The sequence below is a fragment of the Pseudomonas sp. LjRoot71 genome (assembly GCF_964253255.1).
Classification (GTDB): Bacteria; Pseudomonadota; Gammaproteobacteria; order Pseudomonadales; family Pseudomonadaceae; genus Aquipseudomonas.
In genome coordinates this window covers 902,797-926,123 of sequence record NZ_CAXURA020000001.1, presented here as the reverse complement: position 1 = coordinate 926,123, position 23,327 = coordinate 902,797, and the positions used below count along the sequence as shown (strand labels likewise).

Below are 23,327 nucleotides of genomic sequence, written 5' to 3'. Positions count from 1 at the left end.
AGGATCACTTAAGGTGTCTTCGTCGTGGTGCATGCACCCCAGCCCATTTCGATTAAAAGAGCCAAGAACATGAAAGTTTATTACGACAAAGACTGTGACCTCTCGATCATCCAGGGCAAGAAAGTTGCCATCATCGGTTACGGTTCCCAGGGCCACGCGCAAGCATGCAACCTGAAAGATTCCGGCGTTGACGTAACCGTTGGCCTGCGTAAAGGCTCGGCTACCGTTGCCAAGGCTGAAGCCCATGGCCTGAAAGTGACTGACGTTGCTTCTGCTGTTGCTGCTGCCGACCTGGTGATGATCCTGACCCCGGACGAGTTCCAGTCTCAGCTGTACAAGAACGAAATCGAGCCGAACATCAAGAAGGGCGCTACCCTGGCTTTCTCCCACGGCTTCGCGATCCACTACAACCAGGTTGTGCCGCGTAGCGACCTCGACGTGATCATGATCGCGCCGAAGGCCCCGGGCCACACCGTGCGTTCCGAGTTCGTCAAGGGCGGCGGTATCCCTGACCTGATCGCTATCTACCAAGACGCTTCCGGCAACGCCAAGAATGTTGCCCTGTCGTACGCTTCGGGCGTGGGCGGCGGTCGTACCGGCATCATCGAAACCACCTTCAAGGACGAGACTGAAACCGACCTGTTCGGCGAGCAGGCTGTTCTCTGTGGCGGCACCGTTGAGCTGGTCAAAGCCGGTTTCGAAACCCTGGTTGAAGCGGGCTACGCGCCGGAAATGGCCTACTTCGAGTGCCTGCATGAGCTGAAGCTGATCGTTGACCTCATGTACGAAGGCGGCATCGCCAACATGAACTACTCGATCTCCAACAACGCCGAATACGGCGAGTACGTGACCGGCCCGGAAGTCATCAACGCCGAATCCCGTCAGGCCATGCGCAACGCGCTGAAGCGTATCCAGGACGGCGAGTACGCCAAGATGTTCATCAGCGAAGGTGCTACCAACTACCCGTCGATGACCGCCAAGCGTCGTAACAACGCCGCTCACGGTATCGAAATCATTGGCGAGCAACTGCGCTCGATGATGCCGTGGATCGGTGCCAACAAAATCGTCGACAAAGCTAAGAACTAAGCGCTGTCGATGTGAGAAAAAACGCGGCTACGGCCGCGTTTTTTCATGGTGGCGCAATGCTTCTGGTATAAAGCCAAGGTGTGCATGGGTGTTGTCGTGAACGCTTAGCGTCGGCGCCTGTCGAAATTTTCCAAATCCGTTGCAAGGTGTTGTTCATGAATGAACGTCCAGATGAGCCCCAGTCTCCCGCCGACGCCGAAAGTCTGCTGCCGATCGATGAGCATGTAGAAGAAGGTCATGACGCCGAAGGTCGCAAGGTGCGCCATCGTGGCATTTATCTGCTGCCTAACCTCTTTACCACGGCCAATCTGTTCGCTGGTTTCTACGCCATCATTAACGCCATGAACGGCAATTTCTATGTGGCGGCTGCGGCTGTGTTTGTGGCCATGGTGCTCGATGGCCTGGATGGGCGTGTGGCGCGCCTGACCAATACGCAAAGTGCCTTTGGTGCCGAGTATGACTCGTTGTCCGATATGGTTGCCTTCGGTGTGGCACCCGCGCTGCTGGCGTTCGAGTGGGCGTTGGGCAGCATGGGTAAGGTTGGCTGGATGGTTGCCTTTATCTATGTAGCCGGTGCTGCACTTCGATTGGCGCGGTTTAATACGCAGATCGGCAGTGTCGACAAGCGCTACTTTATTGGGTTGGCCAGCCCGGCTGCTGCTGGAGTAGTGGCGGGTACGGTGTGGGCGTTCAGTGATTTCGGTATCAAAGGCTCGAACATGGCCTTTGTGGTGGCGCTTCTGGTTGCAGCTGCCGGCATGCTGATGGTCAGCAATATCAAGTACAACAGCTTCAAGGATCTTGATCTGAAAGGTCGCGTGCCATTCGTGGCAATTCTGGCAGTGGTGCTGGTGTTTGCTGTGGTGTTCAGTGATCCTCCTCGGATTCTGCTGATCATTTTCCTGGCCTATGCAGCTTCAGGTCCTATCCAGTACTTGTTGCGTCTGCGTCGCGGTAAAAGCGCCTAGCGATTGGGTGTGTGGTTCGACAAAGCCGTTGAAGCGTCAGCTTCAACGGCTTTGTCGTTTCTGCAGGCGACGCGGTGCTTGGATTGTTGCGCAGGCTTTTGCTGGGGGTGAAACAAAAGCGCAACAATCGGTTGACCTTGGATTTTCTGTCCCTATAATGCGCAGCTCTTCAGGTGTAAGCGGTTCCTTAAACTTCTTATAAAACAAGAAGTTATATTTAAATAAGGGCTTGCAAAGCAGCGAAAGTTGCGTAGAATGCGCCACCTCTTCAGGTGGTGGTGTTTGAGTCTGAAGAGGTTCGGTCAGGTAGATCGAAAGCGGTAAAAGAGGCGGTTGACAGTGGTTTGAAACGCTGTAGAATTCACCTCCCGCTGACGAGAAGCTAGATGTTGATCGAAGGCGCAAGTGGTTGAGATTGAAAAGAAATTTTCAAAATCACTTGACGAGGAATGAGGCTGCTGTAGAATGCGCGCCTCGGTTGAGGCGAAAGACTTAACCAACCGCTCTTTAACAACTGAATCAAGCAATTCGTGTGGGTGCTTGTGAGGTAAGACTGTTAGTCGCAAGATTATCAGCATCACAAAGCAACACTCGTTAATTCGAGAGTTACCTCTCATTAAATTGAGAGTTTTGCGATTGCTGAGCCAAGTTTAGGGTTTTCTCAAAACCCAAGCAGTATTGAACTGAAGAGTTTGATCATGGCTCAGATTGAACGCTGGCGGCAGGCCTAACACATGCAAGTCGAGCGGTAGAGAGAAGCTTGCTTCTCTTGAGAGCGGCGGACGGGTGAGTAATGCCTAGGAATCTGCCTAGTGGTGGGGGATAACGTTCGGAAACGGACGCTAATACCGCATACGTCCTACGGGAGAAAGCGGGGGATCTTCGGACCTCGCGCCATTAGATGAGCCTAGGTCGGATTAGCTAGTTGGTGAGGTAATGGCTCACCAAGGCGACGATCCGTAACTGGTCTGAGAGGATGATCAGTCACACTGGAACTGAGACACGGTCCAGACTCCTACGGGAGGCAGCAGTGGGGAATATTGGACAATGGGCGAAAGCCTGATCCAGCCATGCCGCGTGTGTGAAGAAGGTCTTCGGATTGTAAAGCACTTTAAGTTGGGAGGAAGGGTAGTAACCTAATACGTTGCTACTTTGACGTTACCGACAGAATAAGCACCGGCTAACTTCGTGCCAGCAGCCGCGGTAATACGAAGGGTGCAAGCGTTAATCGGAATTACTGGGCGTAAAGCGCGCGTAGGTGGTTCAGTAAGTTGGAAGTGAAATCCCCGGGCTCAACCTGGGAACTGCTTTCAAAACTGCTGAGCTAGAGTACGGTAGAGGGTGGTGGAATTTCCTGTGTAGCGGTGAAATGCGTAGATATAGGAAGGAACACCAGTGGCGAAGGCGACCACCTGGACTGATACTGACACTGAGGTGCGAAAGCGTGGGGAGCAAACAGGATTAGATACCCTGGTAGTCCACGCCGTAAACGATGTCAACTAGCCGTTGGAATCCTTGAGATTTTAGTGGCGCAGCTAACGCATTAAGTTGACCGCCTGGGGAGTACGGCCGCAAGGTTAAAACTCAAATGAATTGACGGGGGCCCGCACAAGCGGTGGAGCATGTGGTTTAATTCGAAGCAACGCGAAGAACCTTACCTGGCCTTGACATGCTGAGAACTTTCCAGAGATGGATTGGTGCCTTCGGGAACTCAGACACAGGTGCTGCATGGCTGTCGTCAGCTCGTGTCGTGAGATGTTGGGTTAAGTCCCGTAACGAGCGCAACCCTTGTCCTTAGTTACCAGCACGTTATGGTGGGAACTCTAAGGAGACTGCCGGTGACAAACCGGAGGAAGGTGGGGATGACGTCAAGTCATCATGGCCCTTACGGCCAGGGCTACACACGTGCTACAATGGTCGGTACAAAGGGTTGCCAAGCCGCGAGGTGGAGCTAATCCCATAAAACCGATCGTAGTCCGGATCGCAGTCTGCAACTCGACTGCGTGAAGTCGGAATCGCTAGTAATCGTGAATCAGAATGTCACGGTGAATACGTTCCCGGGCCTTGTACACACCGCCCGTCACACCATGGGAGTGGGTTGCACCAGAAGTAGCTAGTCTAACCTTCGGGAGGACGGTTACCACGGTGTGATTCATGACTGGGGTGAAGTCGTAACAAGGTAGCCGTAGGGGAACCTGCGGCTGGATCACCTCCTTAATCGAAGACTTCAGCTTCTTCATAAGTCCCCACACGAATTGCTTGATTCATTGCGAAAGACGATTGGGTCTGTAGCTCAGTTGGTTAGAGCGCACCCCTGATAAGGGTGAGGTCGGCAGTTCGAATCTGCCCAGACCCACCAATTGTTGTGGGGTGAGGCCTTAGATGTAATTGGGGCCATAGCTCAGCTGGGAGAGCGCCTGCCTTGCACGCAGGAGGTCAGCGGTTCGATCCCGCTTGGCTCCACCACTTACACCCTCGTTTAGAGTTCAGAAATGAACGTTCCTGCATAGGCAGATGAATGTTGATTTCTGGTCTTTGACCAGTAAGAAAATCGTTCTTTAAAAATTTGGGTATGTGATAGAAGTGACTGATTAATTACTTTCACTGGTAATTAATCTGGTCAAGGTAAAATTTGTAGTTCTCAATTGCAAATTTTCGGCGAATGTCGTCTTCACGTTAGAGACAGTAACCAGATTGCTTGGGGTTATATGGTCAAGTGAAGAAGCGCATACGGTGGATGCCTTGGCAGTCAGAGGCGATGAAAGACGTTGTAGCCTGCGATAAGCTCCGGGGAGTCGGCAAACAGACTTTGATCCGGAGATCTCTGAATGGGGGAACCCAGCCAGCATAAGCTGGTTATTACACACTGAATACATAGGTGTGTAAGGCGAACCAGGGGAACTGAAACATCTAAGTACCCTGAGGAATAGAAATCAACCGAGATTCCCTTAGTAGTGGCGAGCGAACGGGGACTAGCCCTTAAGTTGATTTGAGAATAGTGGAAGGCTCTGGAAAGTGCCGCCGTAGTGGGTGATAGCCCCGTACACGAAATTCTCTTATTAATGAAATCGAGTAGGACGGAGCACGAGAAACTTTGTCTGAATATGGGGGGACCATCCTCCAAGGCTAAATACTACTGACTGACCGATAGTGAACTAGTACCGTGAGGGAAAGGCGAAAAGAACCCCGGAGAGGGGAGTGAAATAGATCCTGAAACCGTATGCGTACAAGCAGTGGGAGCCCACTTGTTGGGTGACTGCGTACCTTTTGTATAATGGGTCAGCGACTTATATTCAGTGGCAAGCTTAACCGAATAGGGGAGGCGTAGCGAAAGCGAGTCTTAATAGGGCGTTTAGTCGCTGGGTATAGACCCGAAACCGGGCGATCTATCCATGGGCAGGTTGAAGGTTAGGTAACACTGACTGGAGGACCGAACCGACTACCGTTGAAAAGTTAGCGGATGACCTGTGGATCGGAGTGAAAGGCTAATCAAGCTCGGAGATAGCTGGTTCTCCTCGAAAGCTATTTAGGTAGCGCCTCGTGTATCACTGCTGGGGGTAGAGCACTGTTTCGGCTAGGGGGTCATCCCGACTTACCAAACCGATGCAAACTCCGAATACCAGCAAGTGTCAGCACGGGAGACACACGGCGGGTGCTAACGTCCGTCGTGAAAAGGGAAACAACCCAGACCGTCAGCTAAGGTCCCAAAGTTATGGTTAAGTGGGAAACGATGTGGGAAGGCTTAGACAGCTAGGAGGTTGGCTTAGAAGCAGCCACCCTTTAAAGAAAGCGTAATAGCTCACTAGTCGAGTCGGCCTGCGCGGAAGATGTAACGGGGCTCAAACCATACACCGAAGCTACGGGTTCAACGTAAGTTGAGCGGTAGAGGAGCGTTCTGTAAGCCTGTGAAGGTGAGTTGAGAAGCTTGCTGGAGGTATCAGAAGTGCGAATGCTGACATGAGTAACGACAATGGGAGTGAAAAACTCCCACGCCGAAAGACCAAGGTTTCCTGCGCAACGTTAATCGACGCAGGGTGAGTCGGCCCCTAAGGCGAGGCAGAAATGCGTAGTCGATGGGAAACGGGTTAATATTCCCGTACTTCTAATTACTGCGATGGAGGGACGGAGAAGGCTAGGCCAGCACGGCGTTGGTTGTCCGTGTTTAAGGTGGTAGGCTGATTTCTTAGGTAAATCCGGGAAATCAAGGCCGAGAACTGATGACGAGTTATCTTTTAGATGACGAAGTGGTTGATGCCATGCTTCCAGGAAAAGCTTCTAAGCTTCAGGTAATTAGGAACCGTACCCCAAACCGACACAGGTGGTTAGGTAGAGAATACCAAGGCGCTTGAGAGAACTCGGGTGAAGGAACTAGGCAAAATGGCACCGTAACTTCGGGAGAAGGTGCGCCGGTGAGGGTGAAGTATTTACTACGTAAGCCCATGCCGGTCGAAGATACCAGGCCGCTGCGACTGTTTATTAAAAACACAGCACTCTGCAAACACGAAAGTGGACGTATAGGGTGTGACGCCTGCCCGGTGCCGGAAGGTTAATTGATGGGGTTAGCTAACGCGAAGCTCTTGATCGAAGCCCCGGTAAACGGCGGCCGTAACTATAACGGTCCTAAGGTAGCGAAATTCCTTGTCGGGTAAGTTCCGACCTGCACGAATGGCGTAACGATGGCGGCGCTGTCTCCACCCGAGACTCAGTGAAATTGAAATCGCTGTGAAGATGCAGTGTATCCGCGGCTAGACGGAAAGACCCCGTGAACCTTTACTATAGCTTTGCACTGGACTTTGAGTTTGCTTGTGTAGGATAGGTGGGAGGCTTTGAAGCGTGGACGCCAGTTCGCGTGGAGCCATCCTTGAAATACCACCCTGGCAACCTTGAGGTTCTAACTCTGGTCCGTTATCCGGATCGAGGACAGTGTATGGTGGGTAGTTTGACTGGGGCGGTCTCCTCCTAAAGAGTAACGGAGGAGTACGAAGGTGCGCTCAGACCGGTCGGAAATCGGTCGTAGAGTATAAAGGCAAAAGCGCGCTTGACTGCGAGACAGACACGTCGAGCAGGTACGAAAGTAGGTCTTAGTGATCCGGTGGTTCTGTATGGAAGGGCCATCGCTCAACGGATAAAAGGTACTCCGGGGATAACAGGCTGATACCGCCCAAGAGTTCATATCGACGGCGGTGTTTGGCACCTCGATGTCGGCTCATCACATCCTGGGGCTGAAGCCGGTCCCAAGGGTATGGCTGTTCGCCATTTAAAGTGGTACGCGAGCTGGGTTTAGAACGTCGTGAGACAGTTCGGTCCCTATCTGCCGTGGACGTTTGAGATTTGAGAGGGGCTGCTCCTAGTACGAGAGGACCGGAGTGGACGAACCTCTGGTGTTCCGGTTGTCACGCCAGTGGCATTGCCGGGTAGCTATGTTCGGAAAAGATAACCGCTGAAAGCATCTAAGCGGGAAACTTGCCTCAAGATGAGATCTCACTGGAACCTTGAGTTCCCTAAAGGGCCGTCGAAGACTACGACGTTGATAGGTTGGGTGTGTAAGCGCTGTGAGGCGTTGAGCTAACCAATACTAATTGCCCGTGAGGCTTGACCATATAACACCCAAACAATTTGATGTTTGCGTGTCTCTATGAAGACTGCAACAGCCGAAAATCTGCAAGACTACAAACCAAGACATCACATACCCAATTCGGGATAGCGTCTCACGACGACATCCCAGCTGAATCGCTTGACGACCATAGAGCATTGGAACCACCTGATCCCATCCCGAACTCAGTAGTGAAACGATGCATCGCCGATGGTAGTGTGGGGTTTCCCCATGTGAGAGTAGGTCATCGTCAAGCACCTACACCAAAACCCCCGATCAGGTAACTGATCGGGGGTTTTACTATTAGTACAAGGATTAAGTTTTGCTAAAGGCAGAACCTGATGCTTGAGCGTCACTTGTAAGTTGTTGAGTAGAAAGAGAAATTCTTTGAAAAATAGCTTGACGCAGAATGAGGCTGCTGTAGAATGCGCGCCTCGGTTGAGACGAAAGACTTAACCAGCCGCTCTTTAACAACTGAATCAAGCAATTCGTGTGGGTGCTTGTGAGGTAAGACTGTTAGTCGCAAGATTATCAGCATCACAAAGCAACACTCGTTAATTCGAGAGTTACCTCTCATTAAATTGAGAGTTTTGCGATTGCTGAGCCAAGTTTAGGGTTTTCTCAAAACCCAAGCAGTATTGAACTGAAGAGTTTGATCATGGCTCAGATTGAACGCTGGCGGCAGGCCTAACACATGCAAGTCGAGCGGTAGAGAGAAGCTTGCTTCTCTTGAGAGCGGCGGACGGGTGAGTAACGCCTAGGAATCTGCCTAGTGGTGGGGGATAACGTTCGGAAACGGACGCTAATACCGCATACGTCCTACGGGAGAAAGCGGGGGATCTTCGGACCTCGCGCCATTAGATGAGCCTAGGTCGGATTAGCTAGTTGGTGAGGTAATGGCTCACCAAGGCGACGATCCGTAACTGGTCTGAGAGGATGATCAGTCACACTGGAACTGAGACACGGTCCAGACTCCTACGGGAGGCAGCAGTGGGGAATATTGGACAATGGGCGAAAGCCTGATCCAGCCATGCCGCGTGTGTGAAGAAGGTCTTCGGATTGTAAAGCACTTTAAGTTGGGAGGAAGGGTAGTAACCTAATACGTTGCTACTTTGACGTTACCGACAGAATAAGCACCGGCTAACTTCGTGCCAGCAGCCGCGGTAATACGAAGGGTGCAAGCGTTAATCGGAATTACTGGGCGTAAAGCGCGCGTAGGTGGTTCAGTAAGTTGGAAGTGAAATCCCCGGGCTCAACCTGGGAACTGCTTTCAAAACTGCTGAGCTAGAGTACGGTAGAGGGTGGTGGAATTTCCTGTGTAGCGGTGAAATGCGTAGATATAGGAAGGAACACCAGTGGCGAAGGCGACCACCTGGACTGATACTGACACTGAGGTGCGAAAGCGTGGGGAGCAAACAGGATTAGATACCCTGGTAGTCCACGCCGTAAACGATGTCAACTAGCCGTTGGAATCCTTGAGATTTTAGTGGCGCAGCTAACGCATTAAGTTGACCGCCTGGGGAGTACGGCCGCAAGGTTAAAACTCAAATGAATTGACGGGGGCCCGCACAAGCGGTGGAGCATGTGGTTTAATTCGAAGCAACGCGAAGAACCTTACCTGGCCTTGACATGCTGAGAACTTTCCAGAGATGGATTGGTGCCTTCGGGAACTCAGACACAGGTGCTGCATGGCTGTCGTCAGCTCGTGTCGTGAGATGTTGGGTTAAGTCCCGTAACGAGCGCAACCCTTGTCCTTAGTTACCAGCACGTTATGGTGGGAACTCTAAGGAGACTGCCGGTGACAAACCGGAGGAAGGTGGGGATGACGTCAAGTCATCATGGCCCTTACGGCCAGGGCTACACACGTGCTACAATGGTCGGTACAAAGGGTTGCCAAGCCGCGAGGTGGAGCTAATCCCATAAAACCGATCGTAGTCCGGATCGCAGTCTGCAACTCGACTGCGTGAAGTCGGAATCGCTAGTAATCGTGAATCAGAATGTCACGGTGAATACGTTCCCGGGCCTTGTACACACCGCCCGTCACACCATGGGAGTGGGTTGCACCAGAAGTAGCTAGTCTAACCTTCGGGAGGACGGTTACCACGGTGTGATTCATGACTGGGGTGAAGTCGTAACAAGGTAGCCGTAGGGGAACCTGCGGCTGGATCACCTCCTTAATCGAAGACTTCAGCTTCTTCATAAGTCCCCACACGAATTGCTTGATTCATTGCGAAAGACGATTGGGTCTGTAGCTCAGTTGGTTAGAGCGCACCCCTGATAAGGGTGAGGTCGGCAGTTCGAATCTGCCCAGACCCACCAATTGTTGTGGGGTGAGGCCTTAGATGTAATTGGGGCCATAGCTCAGCTGGGAGAGCGCCTGCCTTGCACGCAGGAGGTCAGCGGTTCGATCCCGCTTGGCTCCACCACTTACACCCTCGTTTAGAGTTCAGAAATGAACGTTCCTGCATAGGCAGATGAATGTTGATTTCTGGTCTTTGGCCAGTAAGAAAATCGTTCTTTAAAAATTTGGGTATGTGATAGAAGTGACTGATTAATTACTTTCACTGGTAATTAATCTGGTCAAGGTAAAATTTGTAGTTCTCAATTGCAAATTTTCGGCGAATGTCGTCTTCACGTTAGAGACAGTAACCAGATTGCTTGGGGTTATATGGTCAAGTGAAGAAGCGCATACGGTGGATGCCTTGGCAGTCAGAGGCGATGAAAGACGTTGTAGCCTGCGATAAGCTCCGGGGAGTCGGCAAACAGACTTTGATCCGGAGATCTCTGAATGGGGGAACCCAGCCAGCATAAGCTGGTTATTACACACTGAATACATAGGTGTGTAAGGCGAACCAGGGGAACTGAAACATCTAAGTACCCTGAGGAATAGAAATCAACCGAGATTCCCTTAGTAGTGGCGAGCGAACGGGGACTAGCCCTTAAGTTGATTTGAGAATAGTGGAAGGCTCTGGAAAGTGCCGCCGTAGTGGGTGATAGCCCCGTACACGAAATTCTCTTATTAATGAAATCGAGTAGGACGGAGCACGAGAAACTTTGTCTGAATATGGGGGGACCATCCTCCAAGGCTAAATACTACTGACTGACCGATAGTGAACTAGTACCGTGAGGGAAAGGCGAAAAGAACCCCGGAGAGGGGAGTGAAATAGATCCTGAAACCGTATGCGTACAAGCAGTGGGAGCCCACTTGTTGGGTGACTGCGTACCTTTTGTATAATGGGTCAGCGACTTATATTCAGTGGCAAGCTTAACCGAATAGGGGAGGCGTAGCGAAAGCGAGTCTTAATAGGGCGTTTAGTCGCTGGGTATAGACCCGAAACCGGGCGATCTATCCATGGGCAGGTTGAAGGTTAGGTAACACTGACTGGAGGACCGAACCGACTACCGTTGAAAAGTTAGCGGATGACCTGTGGATCGGAGTGAAAGGCTAATCAAGCTCGGAGATAGCTGGTTCTCCTCGAAAGCTATTTAGGTAGCGCCTCGTGTATCACTGCTGGGGGTAGAGCACTGTTTCGGCTAGGGGGTCATCCCGACTTACCAAACCGATGCAAACTCCGAATACCAGCAAGTGTCAGCACGGGAGACACACGGCGGGTGCTAACGTCCGTCGTGAAAAGGGAAACAACCCAGACCGTCAGCTAAGGTCCCAAAGTTATGGTTAAGTGGGAAACGATGTGGGAAGGCTTAGACAGCTAGGAGGTTGGCTTAGAAGCAGCCACCCTTTAAAGAAAGCGTAATAGCTCACTAGTCGAGTCGGCCTGCGCGGAAGATGTAACGGGGCTCAAACCATACACCGAAGCTACGGGTTCAACGTAAGTTGAGCGGTAGAGGAGCGTTCTGTAAGCCTGTGAAGGTGAGTTGAGAAGCTTGCTGGAGGTATCAGAAGTGCGAATGCTGACATGAGTAACGACAATGGGAGTGAAAAACTCCCACGCCGAAAGACCAAGGTTTCCTGCGCAACGTTAATCGACGCAGGGTGAGTCGGCCCCTAAGGCGAGGCAGAAATGCGTAGTCGATGGGAAACGGGTTAATATTCCCGTACTTCTAATTACTGCGATGGAGGGACGGAGAAGGCTAGGCCAGCACGGCGTTGGTTGTCCGTGTTTAAGGTGGTAGGCTGATTTCTTAGGTAAATCCGGGAAATCAAGGCCGAGAACTGATGACGAGTTATCTTTTAGATGACGAAGTGGTTGATGCCATGCTTCCAGGAAAAGCTTCTAAGCTTCAGGTAATTAGGAACCGTACCCCAAACCGACACAGGTGGTTAGGTAGAGAATACCAAGGCGCTTGAGAGAACTCGGGTGAAGGAACTAGGCAAAATGGCACCGTAACTTCGGGAGAAGGTGCGCCGGTGAGGGTGAAGTATTTACTACGTAAGCCCATGCCGGTCGAAGATACCAGGCCGCTGCGACTGTTTATTAAAAACACAGCACTCTGCAAACACGAAAGTGGACGTATAGGGTGTGACGCCTGCCCGGTGCCGGAAGGTTAATTGATGGGGTTAGCTAACGCGAAGCTCTTGATCGAAGCCCCGGTAAACGGCGGCCGTAACTATAACGGTCCTAAGGTAGCGAAATTCCTTGTCGGGTAAGTTCCGACCTGCACGAATGGCGTAACGATGGCGGCGCTGTCTCCACCCGAGACTCAGTGAAATTGAAATCGCTGTGAAGATGCAGTGTATCCGCGGCTAGACGGAAAGACCCCGTGAACCTTTACTATAGCTTTGCACTGGACTTTGAGTTTGCTTGTGTAGGATAGGTGGGAGGCTTTGAAGCGTGGACGCCAGTTCGCGTGGAGCCATCCTTGAAATACCACCCTGGCAACCTTGAGGTTCTAACTCTGGTCCGTTATCCGGATCGAGGACAGTGTATGGTGGGTAGTTTGACTGGGGCGGTCTCCTCCTAAAGAGTAACGGAGGAGTACGAAGGTGCGCTCAGACCGGTCGGAAATCGGTCGTAGAGTATAAAGGCAAAAGCGCGCTTGACTGCGAGACAGACACGTCGAGCAGGTACGAAAGTAGGTCTTAGTGATCCGGTGGTTCTGTATGGAAGGGCCATCGCTCAACGGATAAAAGGTACTCCGGGGATAACAGGCTGATACCGCCCAAGAGTTCATATCGACGGCGGTGTTTGGCACCTCGATGTCGGCTCATCACATCCTGGGGCTGAAGCCGGTCCCAAGGGTATGGCTGTTCGCCATTTAAAGTGGTACGCGAGCTGGGTTTAGAACGTCGTGAGACAGTTCGGTCCCTATCTGCCGTGGACGTTTGAGATTTGAGAGGGGCTGCTCCTAGTACGAGAGGACCGGAGTGGACGAACCTCTGGTGTTCCGGTTGTCACGCCAGTGGCATTGCCGGGTAGCTATGTTCGGAAAAGATAACCGCTGAAAGCATCTAAGCGGGAAACTTGCCTCAAGATGAGATCTCACTGGAACCTTGAGTTCCCTAAAGGGCCGTCGAAGACTACGACGTTGATAGGTTGGGTGTGTAAGCGCTGTGAGGCGTTGAGCTAACCAATACTAATTGCCCGTGAGGCTTGACCATATAACACCCAAACAATTTGATGTTTGCGTGTCTCTATGAAGACTGCAACAGCCGAAAATCTGCAAGACTACAAACCAAGACATCACATACCCAATTCGGGATAGCGTCTCACGACGACATCCCAGCTGAATCGCTTGACGACCATAGAGCATTGGAACCACCTGATCCCATCCCGAACTCAGTAGTGAAACGATGCATCGCCGATGGTAGTGTGGGGTTTCCCCATGTGAGAGTAGGTCATCGTCAAGCACCTATACCAAAACCCCCGATCAGGTAACTGATCGGGGGTTTTACTTTGTGCCGCGAAAACAAAGTGCGTACACGTAACCGTTGATAGGCAATGATACGGCGCCTGGCTATGATGCCTTGGCGCACGTCCAGCAGAGTTCTTTACATGGCCGAACCGGCATCCCCTGACGCACTCTCCGAGCTTGAGCTCAAGCAACTGATTGCCTGCCATGAGTGCGATCTGTTGCTGCGTAAGCCACCGACTACTGCCGGTGATCGAGTCGAATGCCCGCGTTGCGGCTACGAGCTGTATACGAACCGTACGCAGGTTATCCGCCGCAGTATGGCGTTGGTGATTGCTGCTTTGCTGCTTTATGTGCCAGCCAATTTCCTGCCGATCATGCGTCTTAATTTATTGGGGCAGGCGACCGAAGATACAGTCTGGAGTGGCGTGCTCGGGTTGTATAACAACGGCATGCAGGGCGTCGCTGTTGTGGTCTTTCTGTGCAGCATGGCAGTGCCACTGCTCAAGCTGCTGTGTCAGTTTGCGGTGTTGCTGACTATTCGCCTGGATATTGGCCGCGGTTATGGCCTGCTGCTCTACCGCATTTATCACCATATGCGCGAGTGGGGCATGCTTGAGGTCTACCTGATGGGCATTCTGGTGGCCATTGTGAAACTGGTCGATCTGGCCGAGCTGAGCATCGGTTTAGGGCTGCTGTGTTTTATCGCGCTGCTACTGGTGCAGGTATGGCTGGAGGTGACGATGTCGCCGCATCAGATCTGGGAAGCCTTGTCGGGAGAGGATGAACATGCGCGCGATTGATGCCGGGTTGCTGATTTGTCATGAATGCCATCAGCTCAATCCGCAGCAGCCGGACAGCAGAAAACAGTTCTGCACACGTTGCGGTGGCCGCCTGCATGCGCGCAGGCCCAACAGTCTGGTGCGTACCTGGGCGTTATTGCTGACGGCTGCAGTGCTGTATATCCCGGCCAATCTGTTGCCGATCATGACGGTCAACTCGTTGGGCAAGGGGCAGTCCGATACCATCATGTCGGGTGTTATCGAACTGGTGAACTACGGCATGCTGCCGATTGCTGCGGTGGTCTTTATTGCCAGCATTCTGGTTCCGACGTTCAAGTTGGTGGGTATCGCTCTGTTGCTCTATTCGGTGCAACGCCATCAGCCGATGTCGGCGCGTCAGCGGATATTGATGTATCGCTTTATCGAATGGATTGGCCGCTGGTCGATGCTCGACATCTTTGTCATCGCGATACTGGTGGCAGTGGTCAACTTCGGCAGCCTGGCCAGTATCGAGCCCGGCTATGGTGCAACGGCTTTTGCCAGTGTGGTGGTGCTGACCATGCTGGCCGCTCTAACCTTTGACCCCCGCTTGATATGGGACAACACGGATTCGGATGACGACCATGAATGATTTGCCGTTGGCCAAGGCACGCCCCGCTTCGAACTGGTCGGCCATTTGGGTGCTGCCGCTGATTGCGCTGCTGATCGGCGGCTGGCTGGGATGGCGAGCCTATAACGAAGCGGGCATCGAGATACAGGTGACCTTCGAGACCGGTGAAGGCCTGCAGGCCGGCAAGACCGAAGTCATCTACAAGGGCATGTCGATCGGCAAGCTCACCGCCCTGGAGCTGGATGACAGCGGTGAGCAGCGAGGTGTACGGGCGACCCTGGAAATGGATAAGCGGGTTGAGCATCAACTGCTCAGCAACACCCGCTTCTGGCTGGTGAAACCGAGCGTTTCGCTGGCCGGGATTACCGGCTTAGAAACCCTGGTGTCGGGTAATTACATTGCCGCCAGCCCGGGTGATGGTGAGCCTGCGCGCAAGTTCACCGCACTCAATGAGCCGCCACCGCTGGCCGATACCGCGCCTGGCTTGCACCTGACCCTAAAGGCCGAGCGCCTGGGTTCGCTGAACCGCGACAGCCCGGTGTTTTACAAGCAGATCCAGGTAGGCCGGGTTAAAAGCTACGCGCTGCTCGAGGATCAGAATCAGGTTGAGGTGAAGGTATTTATTCAACCGGAGTTCGCCTCCCTGGTGCGTAAACACACACGTTTCTGGAACGCCAGTGGTGTGTCCATCGATGCGGGGCTTTCTGGGGTGACAGTGCGCACCGAGTCGCTGGCCAGCATCGTGGCCGGCGGTATTGCCTTTGCCACCCCGGAGCACCGCAAGGACAGCCCGCCGACCGATCCGTCCTTGCCCTTCCGTCTGTATGAGGACTTCGACACGGCGCAGGCCGGTATTCGCGTCAACCTCACCCTGCATGACTTTGACGGCCTGGAGCCTGGGCGCACGCCGGTGATGTACAAGGGCATCCAGGTCGGGCACATGAAGACCTTCAAAATCGATGATGACCTCAGTGGTGCGCGGGTCGAGTTGATGCTGGATCCGCGCACCGAAGACTATCTGGTGGAAGGCACTGACTTCTGGGTGGTCAAGCCGTCGATTTCCCTGGCCGGTATTACCGGACTGGAGGCGCTGGTCAAAGGCAACTACATTGCCATCCGCCCAGGTGAGAAGGGCGGCGCACCGGCGCGTGACTTTGTTGCCAGGCCCAAGGCGCCACCGCTCGACCTGGCAGCGCCCGGCCTGCATCTGGTGTTGTTCAGTGACGTGCGTGGCTCGCTGGAGGTCGGCAGCCCGGTGCTGTTCAAGCAACTCAAGGTTGGCTCGGTGCAGAGCTATCAGCTGTCACGGGATAACAAGCAGGTGGCGTTCGGTGTGCATATCGAGCCGGACTATGCCCATCTGGTAAACAACAGCACGCGCTTCTGGAATGCCAGTGGCATTACCCTCAAAGGTGGGTTGTCCGGGGTTGAGGTCAAGAGCGAGTCCTTGCAGACCTTGCTGGCTGGCGGTATCGCTTTCGAGACCCCTGACCCGAAAGCCGCCAGGGATGACAAACGGGTGCAGCGCTTTAACCTCTACAGCAGCCAGGAGCAGGCGTTGGAGAAAGGCGTGGCCTTGACCATCCGCGTGCCCCGTGGCGACGGGCTGAATCCAGGCACGGCGATTCGTTACAAAGGGCTTGATGTGGGCAAGGTTGAGCGTATCGAGCTGACCGATGATCTGCAGGCGGTGATTCTCCATGCGCGGGTTACCCAGGCAACACAGCAGATTGCCCGAGTCGGTACGCAGTTCTGGGTGGTCAAACCTGAGGTCAGCCTGACCCGTGCCGCCAACCTGGAAACGCTGGTCACGGGCCAGTACCTGGAGGTGCAGCCCTCGGCGCAGAAAGGCGCTGTGCAGCTGAGCTTTATGGCTGCCGAGGCACCGCCCAAGGCCAGCGTACGCGAGCAGGGCTTGCGTCTGGTGTTGAGTGCCGCGCGGCGTGGTTCGATCAAGCCGGGTGTGGTGGTCAGTTACCGTGAGGTACCAGTGGGCAAAGTCACTGATTTCGAGCTGGGGCCAACCTCGGATCGCGTGTTGATCCACATCCTGATCGAGCCGCGTTATGCGCCCTTGGTGCGCACCGGCAGCCGCTTCTGGAATGCCAGCGGCATTGGTGTGGATGCCGGTCTGTTCAGTGGCGTAAAAGTGCGTACCGAGTCGCTGGAGGCTTTGCTGGAAGGTGGGATTGCCTTTGCCTCACCGGATAACCCGCAAATGGGCGGCCCGGCACAGGCTGGACAGACTTTTGCCCTGCATGATGAGGTCAAGGAAGAGTGGTTACGCTGGGCGCCAAAAATCGCGCTGGAGAAATGACCGACAAGGGCCGCAGTTGCGGCCCTTGTGCTTTATGGCGGGTGAGCCAGCGTTAGGCTGACTCGGTTGCTGCGGTTGTGGTTTCTGCCTTGCTCTTGGCGCTGTCACGGCGCTGGATATATTTCCAATCCGCCTCATCGATATAGATGCCATTCGGCCCGCTGCCGCCTTCCAGGTCGATGGCCACGGTAGCCGAGACCTGCGGTTTCACCGAGGCGAGGATCGGCACAAAGCCCAGCTGCAAGCTGGTTTCGATCAATGCCTGCTGGTTCTTCTCGTCGATATCTGCGGCCTCGTCCAGGTAGTAAGGCAGCCGCACCTTGCCGGCCTGGTCGCGATCCATCAGGTGCAGCAACAGGTACATGTTGGTCAGCGCCTTGATGGTCATGGTGGTGCCGTTCGACGCTGCGCCATCGATATCGGTGTGGATCACCGGTTGGCCATGCACCTTGGTGATTTCGAAGGCCAACTCGAACAGATCCTTCAAACCCAGCTGGTTATGGTTGGCAGCAACAAGGCGCGACAGGTAGTCCTTGGCTTCCTCGTTCTTGCTGTCCTGCTCGCTGCTCTGCTGCAGGTCGAACACCGAGAGGGTTTCGCCTTCTTCGTACTGCCCGGCGCTGTGGATGATTTGGTCGATATGTTTGAGCGCGTCCTTGTTCGGTGCGAGAACGATGCGGAAGCTCTCCAGGTTGGACACCTGACGCTTGTTGATCTCGCGGTTGAACAATGCCAGTTGGTGTTCCAGGTTGTCGTAGTCGCTGCGGATGTTGCGCAGGGTACGGGCGATATCGGTAACCGCAGCGCGGCGCGCCTTGGCCAGGGTGATGGCTTCGTCCTGGCGGTGGGCGTAGGCGTTGACCAGCAGATGCAGGCGGCGCTCGACGTCATCCTCGCTGTCGAACTTGGCCACGCCTTTCAGGCGCACCTGGGCGTACAGCGCCTCGATCTGCCCGTCGATGCGTTGCAGGCCCTGCCAGGCGTCCTGGTAGTCGTTAAGCAGCGGCAGCAGGTTGTCCAGGCTGTCGTCCACCGGGTCGGTAAAGGGCGTGCCGAACGGCAGGTTGGCCGGCAGCAGCTGGCGGCGGCGCAGGGCGTCTTCCAAGGTGCGTTCCTTGGCTTCCAGATCGGCGAGCTGACGGCCCACCAGTTGCAGTTTGGCGGAGAGCTGCTGCACGCGCTCGGTAAAGGCATCGGATGCGCGCTTGAGTTCGTCCTGAGCGGCCTCCAGCTGCGCCAGCTGCTCCAGTTTCTGCGGCTCTTCCACGGCCAGGGTTTGGCTGCGGCGGAAGTCTTCCAGGGCTTTCTGCGCATCCAGCACGGCCTGGTAGAACTGCTCGGCCTGGGCCTTGCTCGCGGCGCGGTCGGAGGCTACCGCCTGCTGGGTTTTCAGTTGCTTGTATTCGCGGTCGAGGCGGTCCTTCTGGTCGCGCAGGGCCGCGCGGTCGGCCAGTGCCTGCAGGGCCGGCGGTTCGATATGGCTGAGGTCGATGGTCAGGCCGGGTACTTCGAAGTGCTCGCCGTTAAAACCGTCGAGAATGGCTTCCAGGGATTTGACCCAGGCATCGCCGTCGGCGATCTGGATACCTTTCTCACCCAGTGGCAGGCTGAACAGCTGGCCGTTAAACAGGCGCATCAGGCGGTCTACGTCCTGCTGGCTGAACTCTTCGCGCAAGCGTGAGTAGCTGTTGTTGTCGGCATGTTCGAGTTGCTGTTTCACCGACTTCAGGCGTTTTTCCAGATCGCGCAGGCGCTCATCCAGGTCTTCGGCGGAGAACTGCCGTGACTGCGCCAAGGCGCCGGCCAGTTCGTCGTGAGCATCCTTGGCGGCCAGTAGCTGCTCTTCCAGTACCTTGGCGTCGTTGACCAGGGCAAAGCGGTTTTTCAGCACCGACAGCTCGCCGAGCCAGCGCTGGATTTCGCTGATTTCGCGCTCCATACGCATCAGTTCCTGAGTGCCGCCACGTTGCTCGTGCTGCAGGCCGTCCTGCTCGCCACGGTAGTGTTCGGCCTGGATCACCAATTCTTCGCGCCGCGCGCCGGCGTAGTCCTGCCAGGTACCGAGCAGCGAGTCGAGCAGCGGCGACAGGCGATGCAACTTGCCGCGCAGCAGCTCACGCTGGGCCACACCGGCTGCCAGGGCTTCGATCAAGGGGCCGGCGGTAACCAGCGCCTGGTAGTCCTGCTCCATGCGCCGCACATCGCGGAAGGCTTCTTCGGTGGCGGCGATGTAGTCGACGCTGCCCGAACGCAGGCTGTGCTCGAAGGCATCGAGGAACAGCTGCTTAAGCTTTGCCGCGGTGATCTCGCGCATATGCAGCAGGTTGATAAACAGCGCGCGGAAGGTCTTCAGGCTCTGCTCGCTGGTGGAGCGCAGCGGGATTAGGGTCAGGTCCAGCGGAATCGGGGTGTGCCCGCCGACCAGCAGGCGGCGAAGCTCCTCGGGTTTCAGCTCATAGGCCTTGATGCCTTCGCGTTCTAGAGCGTTGAACAGCTCGCGTTGACGCAGGCAGGTGCCGTTCTTCTGGTAGTGCTCCAGATCCAGGGTGCCCTGGTAGGCGAAGAACTGGTGGCCGAAGCCGCCGCCCGGGCCGCGCCCGGCCACGCCGATCACATGTGGGCCGTGGGGCAGTACGACTTCGACGAGGATATAGCTGGTATCGCTGGCGAAGTAGAACTTGCGCGATTGCTCCAGGCTGTATTTGCCGAAGCTCATGTCCGACATGCGCGCCAGAATCGGGAACTGCAGGGCGTTGATCGAGGCGGATTTACCCAGGTTGTTGGCCCCGTAAACCGACAGCGGGTTTTCCAACGGGAACAGGCCGAGGCTGTAGCCGGCGGTATTCAATAGGGCGAAGCGGCGAATGCCGTAGCGTTCCTGGCTCATGCATCCATCTCCTGGGCGTCACGTTCTTCGGCCATGGCGCGGGCCAGGGCGTCTTCTTCGGATTCGTCGGCATCGTCCTCGGCGAGGCTGATGATCTCGTCTTCGGCCTCCTCATCCAGCAGCACCGGCGTCGGCAGTGGCAGGCTGCTGTGCAGGGTGGCGGCTAGGTCACGGTCCTGCTGTACGGAGAGGCACACGTCGAGGAAGCGGTGCATGGGCGCGAGGAAGCGGTAGATGCCGTTGTCTTCGCTGGCAAAACCGAGCTGGGTCAGGCGGCGCATGACCTTTTCTTCCAACTCTTCCTGGGTGGTGACTTCGGCCTGGAGGAACAGGTCGCGATACTTTTCCATTAGGGCGGGCAGCTCGTCACGGCCAAGGCTGCCGCCGTCGAGTACGGCCAGCGGGTCGCGGCCCTGATCGGCCAGGTGTTCGACCAAGATGAAGGTGAACAGCGCCAGGCGCTGCGCGGTTTTGTTCACCTGCGCACCCATCTGCTCGGGAACGAAGTAGTAGAAGCCGCGGCTGTCGCAGGTCAGTTCATAGCCCAGGGCCTTGAACAGGCCGCGGTACTGGTCCTGCTGACTGGCCAGCTGGCTGTAGAGTTCTGGGTTGCTGCGGCTGATGTGGTAGCCCTTGAACAGCTCGCGGAAGATCGGGGCGAGCTGGGTCAGTTCTTTCAGGTCGATATTCATACGGTGGTCCCGGCCGGCTTGATCAAGGCAAAGGAGCTCAGGCTGACCTGATGCTCGCGGGTGAGGTAGTCGCGGCGCTCCAGGCGCTCGCGCTGGAAACGGCCATCGCGGGATAGGCGCGAGAACCAGTAGAGCAATTCGTCGGTGGCGCCTTCCGGCTCCTGTTCCAGCAACCAGACCATCAGGTCCGGCAGCGGCAGGGCCTGTTCGCAGCGCTCGATCATCTCGCGCGCCGTGCGCGGGGCGCGGGGCGCTTCGCCCTTGCGGCTGCTGTGCGCCTTGGGGAATTGCGCCGGCTTCGGCTCGAAGCGGGCCAGTGCATACACGTAGGCTTCGACCTGCGACGCGGTGCCGAGAAAGGTGCTTTGCGGGCGGCTGAACAGCGGCATGGAGGCCTGCGGCACGGCGTCCAGGCCCTTCTTGCGAATCGTCGCCAGGGCCAGGGCGGCGCCACGGGTCACGGCGTTGTGCCGGCGTGCTTCTTCACGCAGCGGCAACAGCAGCTCGCGGGCACGGCGCAGGGTCAGCTGGGTGGTGGTCTGCATTTCCAGGATGCGCGCATGGGTGCGCAGCAGCAGGTCGTCGTCCACCAGTTGGCCGAGGCGCTGCTGTTCGCCGAGCAGACGCAGCAACACGTGCTCGACGCGGTACACGCCTTGTTCAAAGGCACCGTCGGCGGCCACCAGCTGGATCATCGGTTCGACGTATTCGTCCCAGGTGGCCAGCACTTCGGCGTAGCGCTGACGCAGGGGAATCTGTCTATCTGAGGTCTTGGCCCGTTCGGCTACGGCGACCAGCGCCTGCTCGTCATTGGCCAGCTTCTTCAGCACATCGCGCACGCGCATATCGAGCAAACGCAGCTGGCGCGCTAGGTCGGCGGCATCGCGCACCTCGAAGGCATCCTTGATATAGCCGGCCAGGCGCTCCAGGTGGCGCAGATAGGCTTCGATCTCCAGGCACAGGCCCAAGCGGTGTTCGCGGCGCAGGTAGGCGAGAAAGTCGTGAATCTGCGCGTTCAGCTCGAAGCGATTCGGGCTCTTGGCCACTGGCACCAGGATATCCAGGCGGATCCACTGATCGAGCAGGGCGGTGACATCGGTGGGCGTGCCTTCGGGCAACTGCGCGGCCAGTTGGTTGCGCAACTCCACCAGGCTCAAGGTGCCTGCATCGAAGCGCTCGCACAGCGGCTCCAGCAACGTCCAGTGTTCGGCAAGGGCGCGCAGTACGCGCTTGGGATCAATCATCGGGGCATCCGCTCCGCGGGCTTTTCGCAAAAAACGCCGATTGTACTGCAAGCCGCAGCGAAGGCTTGAGTGTCAGTCATCGTCTGTGCGCGCCGCTCGGGCAGATGTAACCCAGGGTGTGGCGATGGGTAACAGCCTGGCTGCCGTCTGCGACGGAATTATCGGGTTTTCTCGACTATGGGTCGGCACATTTAGGCGGCCGGCTTTTTATAGTGCTAATCAAGGCGTGGAGTCCGCAGGGCTCTGCCATTCAAATAAGAACGACAGGGAATCAGCCATGCGTCCAACTATTGGATTTGCCAGAACCGCGCTTGTTCTGGTCTGTGCTGGGTTAATCAGCTCGACTGCCAACGCCAAGATGGTTGAACTGGCGGATACCGAGTTGTCGGAAGTCACGGGGCAGGCCTTTATCAACCTGACCACGGATAGCAACGCGGGGATCAACTACACCCGAATCAATTTCGGCATGAATGTCGAAACCCAGCTGAATATGAAGAAGCTGCAATTGGGGCAATACAACGATGCGACCACTCGCCCCGGTGAAGTAGCAGGTTCGTCTGATCTGCTGATCAACAACTTTGCCCTGGGTACGGTCAATGCCGACGACACCATCAACCCGTTCAAGATCGCCAATCCTTTTCTGGAATTGGCGTATTCGGGGAACAAGGTAGTCGGCGTGCGTATCGGCTTTGGTGAGGCCAAAGGCATTTTGTCCGGTGATATTCAGAGCCTGACGGGCAATATTCCGATCAAGATTCAGGGTACTGCCGGCCCGGTTTTTGATCAGGCCAGTGGTTGGGAGCAGTTTCTGTTGGGGATTGCGGGGGTTACACGCAATACGCGGCTTGAGGCTGATGCCACTCTGGTACAGGCCAACGGGACGGCTGACCCGGTGCGTGCTACGCAGGCCGGTATGGTCAATGGCCAAGTCTTGAGTTGTGTGAGTGGCTGTAATCTGGGTGGCCTGTCTGATGCATTGCTGAGCCTGTTTGCTTCAAGCGGCTGCCAAGTGCTGTCGTTGGCCACCTGCTTTCCGCTGAGCAACTTCCAGTCCCTGCCCGTGGGCAATATGGCCGTCAATGACTCCGCTGCAACCGCTGCGATCGAAGGTGCCGCCAAAGGCTTCTTTATTTCCATGCAGACTCAGGATGTGGCCTGGCGTGATATGGACAGCAATGCGCTGATCAATACCTTGAAAGGGGCCTTTATGAACCTGCCCAAATACCGTGATGCCAACGGCAATATGGTGGCCCCGATCAATATCGACTTCGAACAGGCCTTCAATGGTATTCCCCGGCAGGACACCTGCCTGGGTACCGCCACGGCGGGGTGCTGAT

The 23,327-nt window shown here is 55.5% G+C and carries 9 protein-coding genes, 4 tRNA genes and 6 rRNA genes; 16 read left to right on the top strand and 3 right to left on the bottom strand.

Annotated features, from left to right (window positions below):
• Nucleotides 1-69 precede the first annotated feature (69 nt).
• From ilvC to ACSQ17_RS04360, 15 genes are all read left to right on the top strand, one after another.
• The gene (gene ilvC, locus ACSQ17_RS04430) at nucleotides 70-1,086 is read left to right on the top strand and encodes a ketol-acid reductoisomerase (RefSeq protein ID WP_233686502.1); all 1,017 of its coding nucleotides are present in this window, start codon (nucleotides 70-72) and stop codon (nucleotides 1,084-1,086) included.
• A gap of 155 nt (nucleotides 1,087-1,241) precedes the next feature.
• Nucleotides 1,242-2,054 carry a CDP-diacylglycerol--serine O-phosphatidyltransferase gene (gene pssA, locus ACSQ17_RS04425; protein WP_233686503.1) on the top strand — a complete coding sequence of 271 codons (813 nt, stop codon included), beginning with the start codon at nucleotides 1,242-1,244 and terminating at the stop codon, nucleotides 2,052-2,054.
• A 680-nt stretch (nucleotides 2,055-2,734) separates the two neighbouring features.
• Nucleotides 2,735-4,271 (top strand): 16S ribosomal RNA (locus tag ACSQ17_RS04420).
• Between the two features lie 65 nt (nucleotides 4,272-4,336).
• Nucleotides 4,337-4,413: transfer RNA gene (locus tag ACSQ17_RS04415), tRNA-Ile, on the top strand.
• A 31-nt stretch (nucleotides 4,414-4,444) separates the two neighbouring features.
• A tRNA-Ala gene (locus ACSQ17_RS04410) sits at nucleotides 4,445-4,520 on the top strand.
• Between the two features lie 244 nt (nucleotides 4,521-4,764).
• A 23S ribosomal RNA gene (locus ACSQ17_RS04405) occupies nucleotides 4,765-7,654 on the top strand.
• A 133-nt stretch (nucleotides 7,655-7,787) separates the two neighbouring features.
• A 5S ribosomal RNA gene (gene rrf, locus ACSQ17_RS04400) occupies nucleotides 7,788-7,903 on the top strand.
• Between the two features lie 384 nt (nucleotides 7,904-8,287).
• Nucleotides 8,288-9,824, top strand: a 16S ribosomal RNA gene (locus ACSQ17_RS04395).
• A 65-nt stretch (nucleotides 9,825-9,889) separates the two neighbouring features.
• Nucleotides 9,890-9,966, top strand: a tRNA-Ile gene (locus tag ACSQ17_RS04390).
• 31 nt (nucleotides 9,967-9,997) lie between these two features.
• A tRNA-Ala gene (locus tag ACSQ17_RS04385) sits at nucleotides 9,998-10,073 on the top strand.
• 244 nt (nucleotides 10,074-10,317) lie between these two features.
• Nucleotides 10,318-13,207, top strand: a 23S ribosomal RNA gene (locus ACSQ17_RS04380).
• 133 nt (nucleotides 13,208-13,340) lie between these two features.
• A 5S ribosomal RNA gene (rrf, locus tag ACSQ17_RS04375) occupies nucleotides 13,341-13,456 on the top strand.
• Together the 16S, 23S and 5S rRNA genes with 4 tRNA genes alongside form the textbook arrangement of a ribosomal RNA operon.
• Nucleotides 13,457-13,601: 145 nt before the next feature.
• Nucleotides 13,602-14,261, top strand: a complete 660-nt coding sequence (locus ACSQ17_RS04370; protein WP_436067739.1) for a paraquat-inducible protein A — start codon at nucleotides 13,602-13,604, stop codon at nucleotides 14,259-14,261.
• A complete protein-coding gene (locus ACSQ17_RS04365) occupies nucleotides 14,248-14,871 on the top strand; it encodes a paraquat-inducible protein A (protein ID WP_422910068.1) in 624 nt (207 codons plus the stop codon). The genes ACSQ17_RS04370 and ACSQ17_RS04365 overlap by 14 nt, the downstream gene beginning before the upstream one ends.
• Nucleotides 14,864-17,167: an MlaD family protein gene (locus ACSQ17_RS04360; protein WP_436067738.1), complete on the top strand. Its 2,304-nt coding sequence runs from the start codon at nucleotides 14,864-14,866 to the stop codon at nucleotides 17,165-17,167. Before ACSQ17_RS04365 ends, ACSQ17_RS04360 begins: the two co-directional genes overlap by 8 nt.
• Nucleotides 17,168-17,219: 52 nt before the next feature.
• Here the strand turns inward: ACSQ17_RS04360 and mksF are convergent, their stop codons facing one another.
• The 3 genes from mksF to mksB are packed head-to-tail and all read right to left on the bottom strand — an operon-like array spanning nucleotide 17,220 to nucleotide 21,990.
• The gene (gene mksF, locus ACSQ17_RS04355) at nucleotides 17,220-20,054 is read right to left on the bottom strand and encodes an Mks condensin complex protein MksF (RefSeq protein WP_436067737.1); all 2,835 of its coding nucleotides are present in this window, start codon (nucleotides 20,052-20,054) and stop codon (nucleotides 17,220-17,222) included.
• Nucleotides 20,051-20,746 (bottom strand): Mks condensin complex protein MksE, encoded by a 696-nt coding sequence (mksE, locus tag ACSQ17_RS04350; protein WP_436067736.1) that lies wholly within the window; start codon nucleotides 20,744-20,746, stop codon nucleotides 20,051-20,053. Before mksE ends, mksF begins: the two co-directional genes overlap by 4 nt.
• A complete protein-coding gene (gene mksB, locus ACSQ17_RS04345) occupies nucleotides 20,743-21,990 on the bottom strand; it encodes an Mks condensin complex protein MksB (protein ID WP_436067735.1) in 1,248 nt (415 codons plus the stop codon). Before mksB ends, mksE begins: the two co-directional genes overlap by 4 nt.
• A gap of 277 nt (nucleotides 21,991-22,267) precedes the next feature.
• Between mksB and ACSQ17_RS04340 the strand changes: the two genes are divergently transcribed.
• Nucleotides 22,268-23,326, top strand: coding sequence for a DUF6160 family protein (locus ACSQ17_RS04340; protein WP_436067734.1), 1,059 nt, complete (start codon nucleotides 22,268-22,270; stop codon nucleotides 23,324-23,326).
• Nucleotide 23,327: the final 1 nt, after the last annotated feature.

Bases quoted from the DNA above. Each gene is read 5' to 3' on its own strand.
- ACSQ17_RS04365 (WP_422910068.1), top strand. From the start codon at position 14,248: ATGCGCGCGATTGATGCCGGGTTGCTGATTTGTCATGAATGCCATCAG.
- pssA (WP_233686503.1), top strand. From the start codon at position 1,242: ATGAATGAACGTCCAGATGAGCCCCAGTCTCCCGCCGACGCCGAAAGT.
- ACSQ17_RS04340 (WP_436067734.1), top strand. From the start codon at position 22,268: ATGCGTCCAACTATTGGATTTGCCAGAACCGCGCTTGTTCTGGTCTGT.
- mksB (WP_436067735.1), bottom strand. From the start codon at position 21,990: ATGATTGATCCCAAGCGCGTACTGCGCGCCCTTGCCGAACACTGGACG.
- ilvC (WP_233686502.1), top strand. From the start codon at position 70: ATGAAAGTTTATTACGACAAAGACTGTGACCTCTCGATCATCCAGGGC.
- ACSQ17_RS04360 (WP_436067738.1), top strand. From the start codon at position 14,864: ATGAATGATTTGCCGTTGGCCAAGGCACGCCCCGCTTCGAACTGGTCG.
- mksE (WP_436067736.1), bottom strand. From the start codon at position 20,746: ATGAATATCGACCTGAAAGAACTGACCCAGCTCGCCCCGATCTTCCGC.
- mksF (WP_436067737.1), bottom strand. From the start codon at position 20,054: ATGAGCCAGGAACGCTACGGCATTCGCCGCTTCGCCCTATTGAATACC.
- ACSQ17_RS04370 (WP_436067739.1), top strand. From the start codon at position 13,602: ATGGCCGAACCGGCATCCCCTGACGCACTCTCCGAGCTTGAGCTCAAG.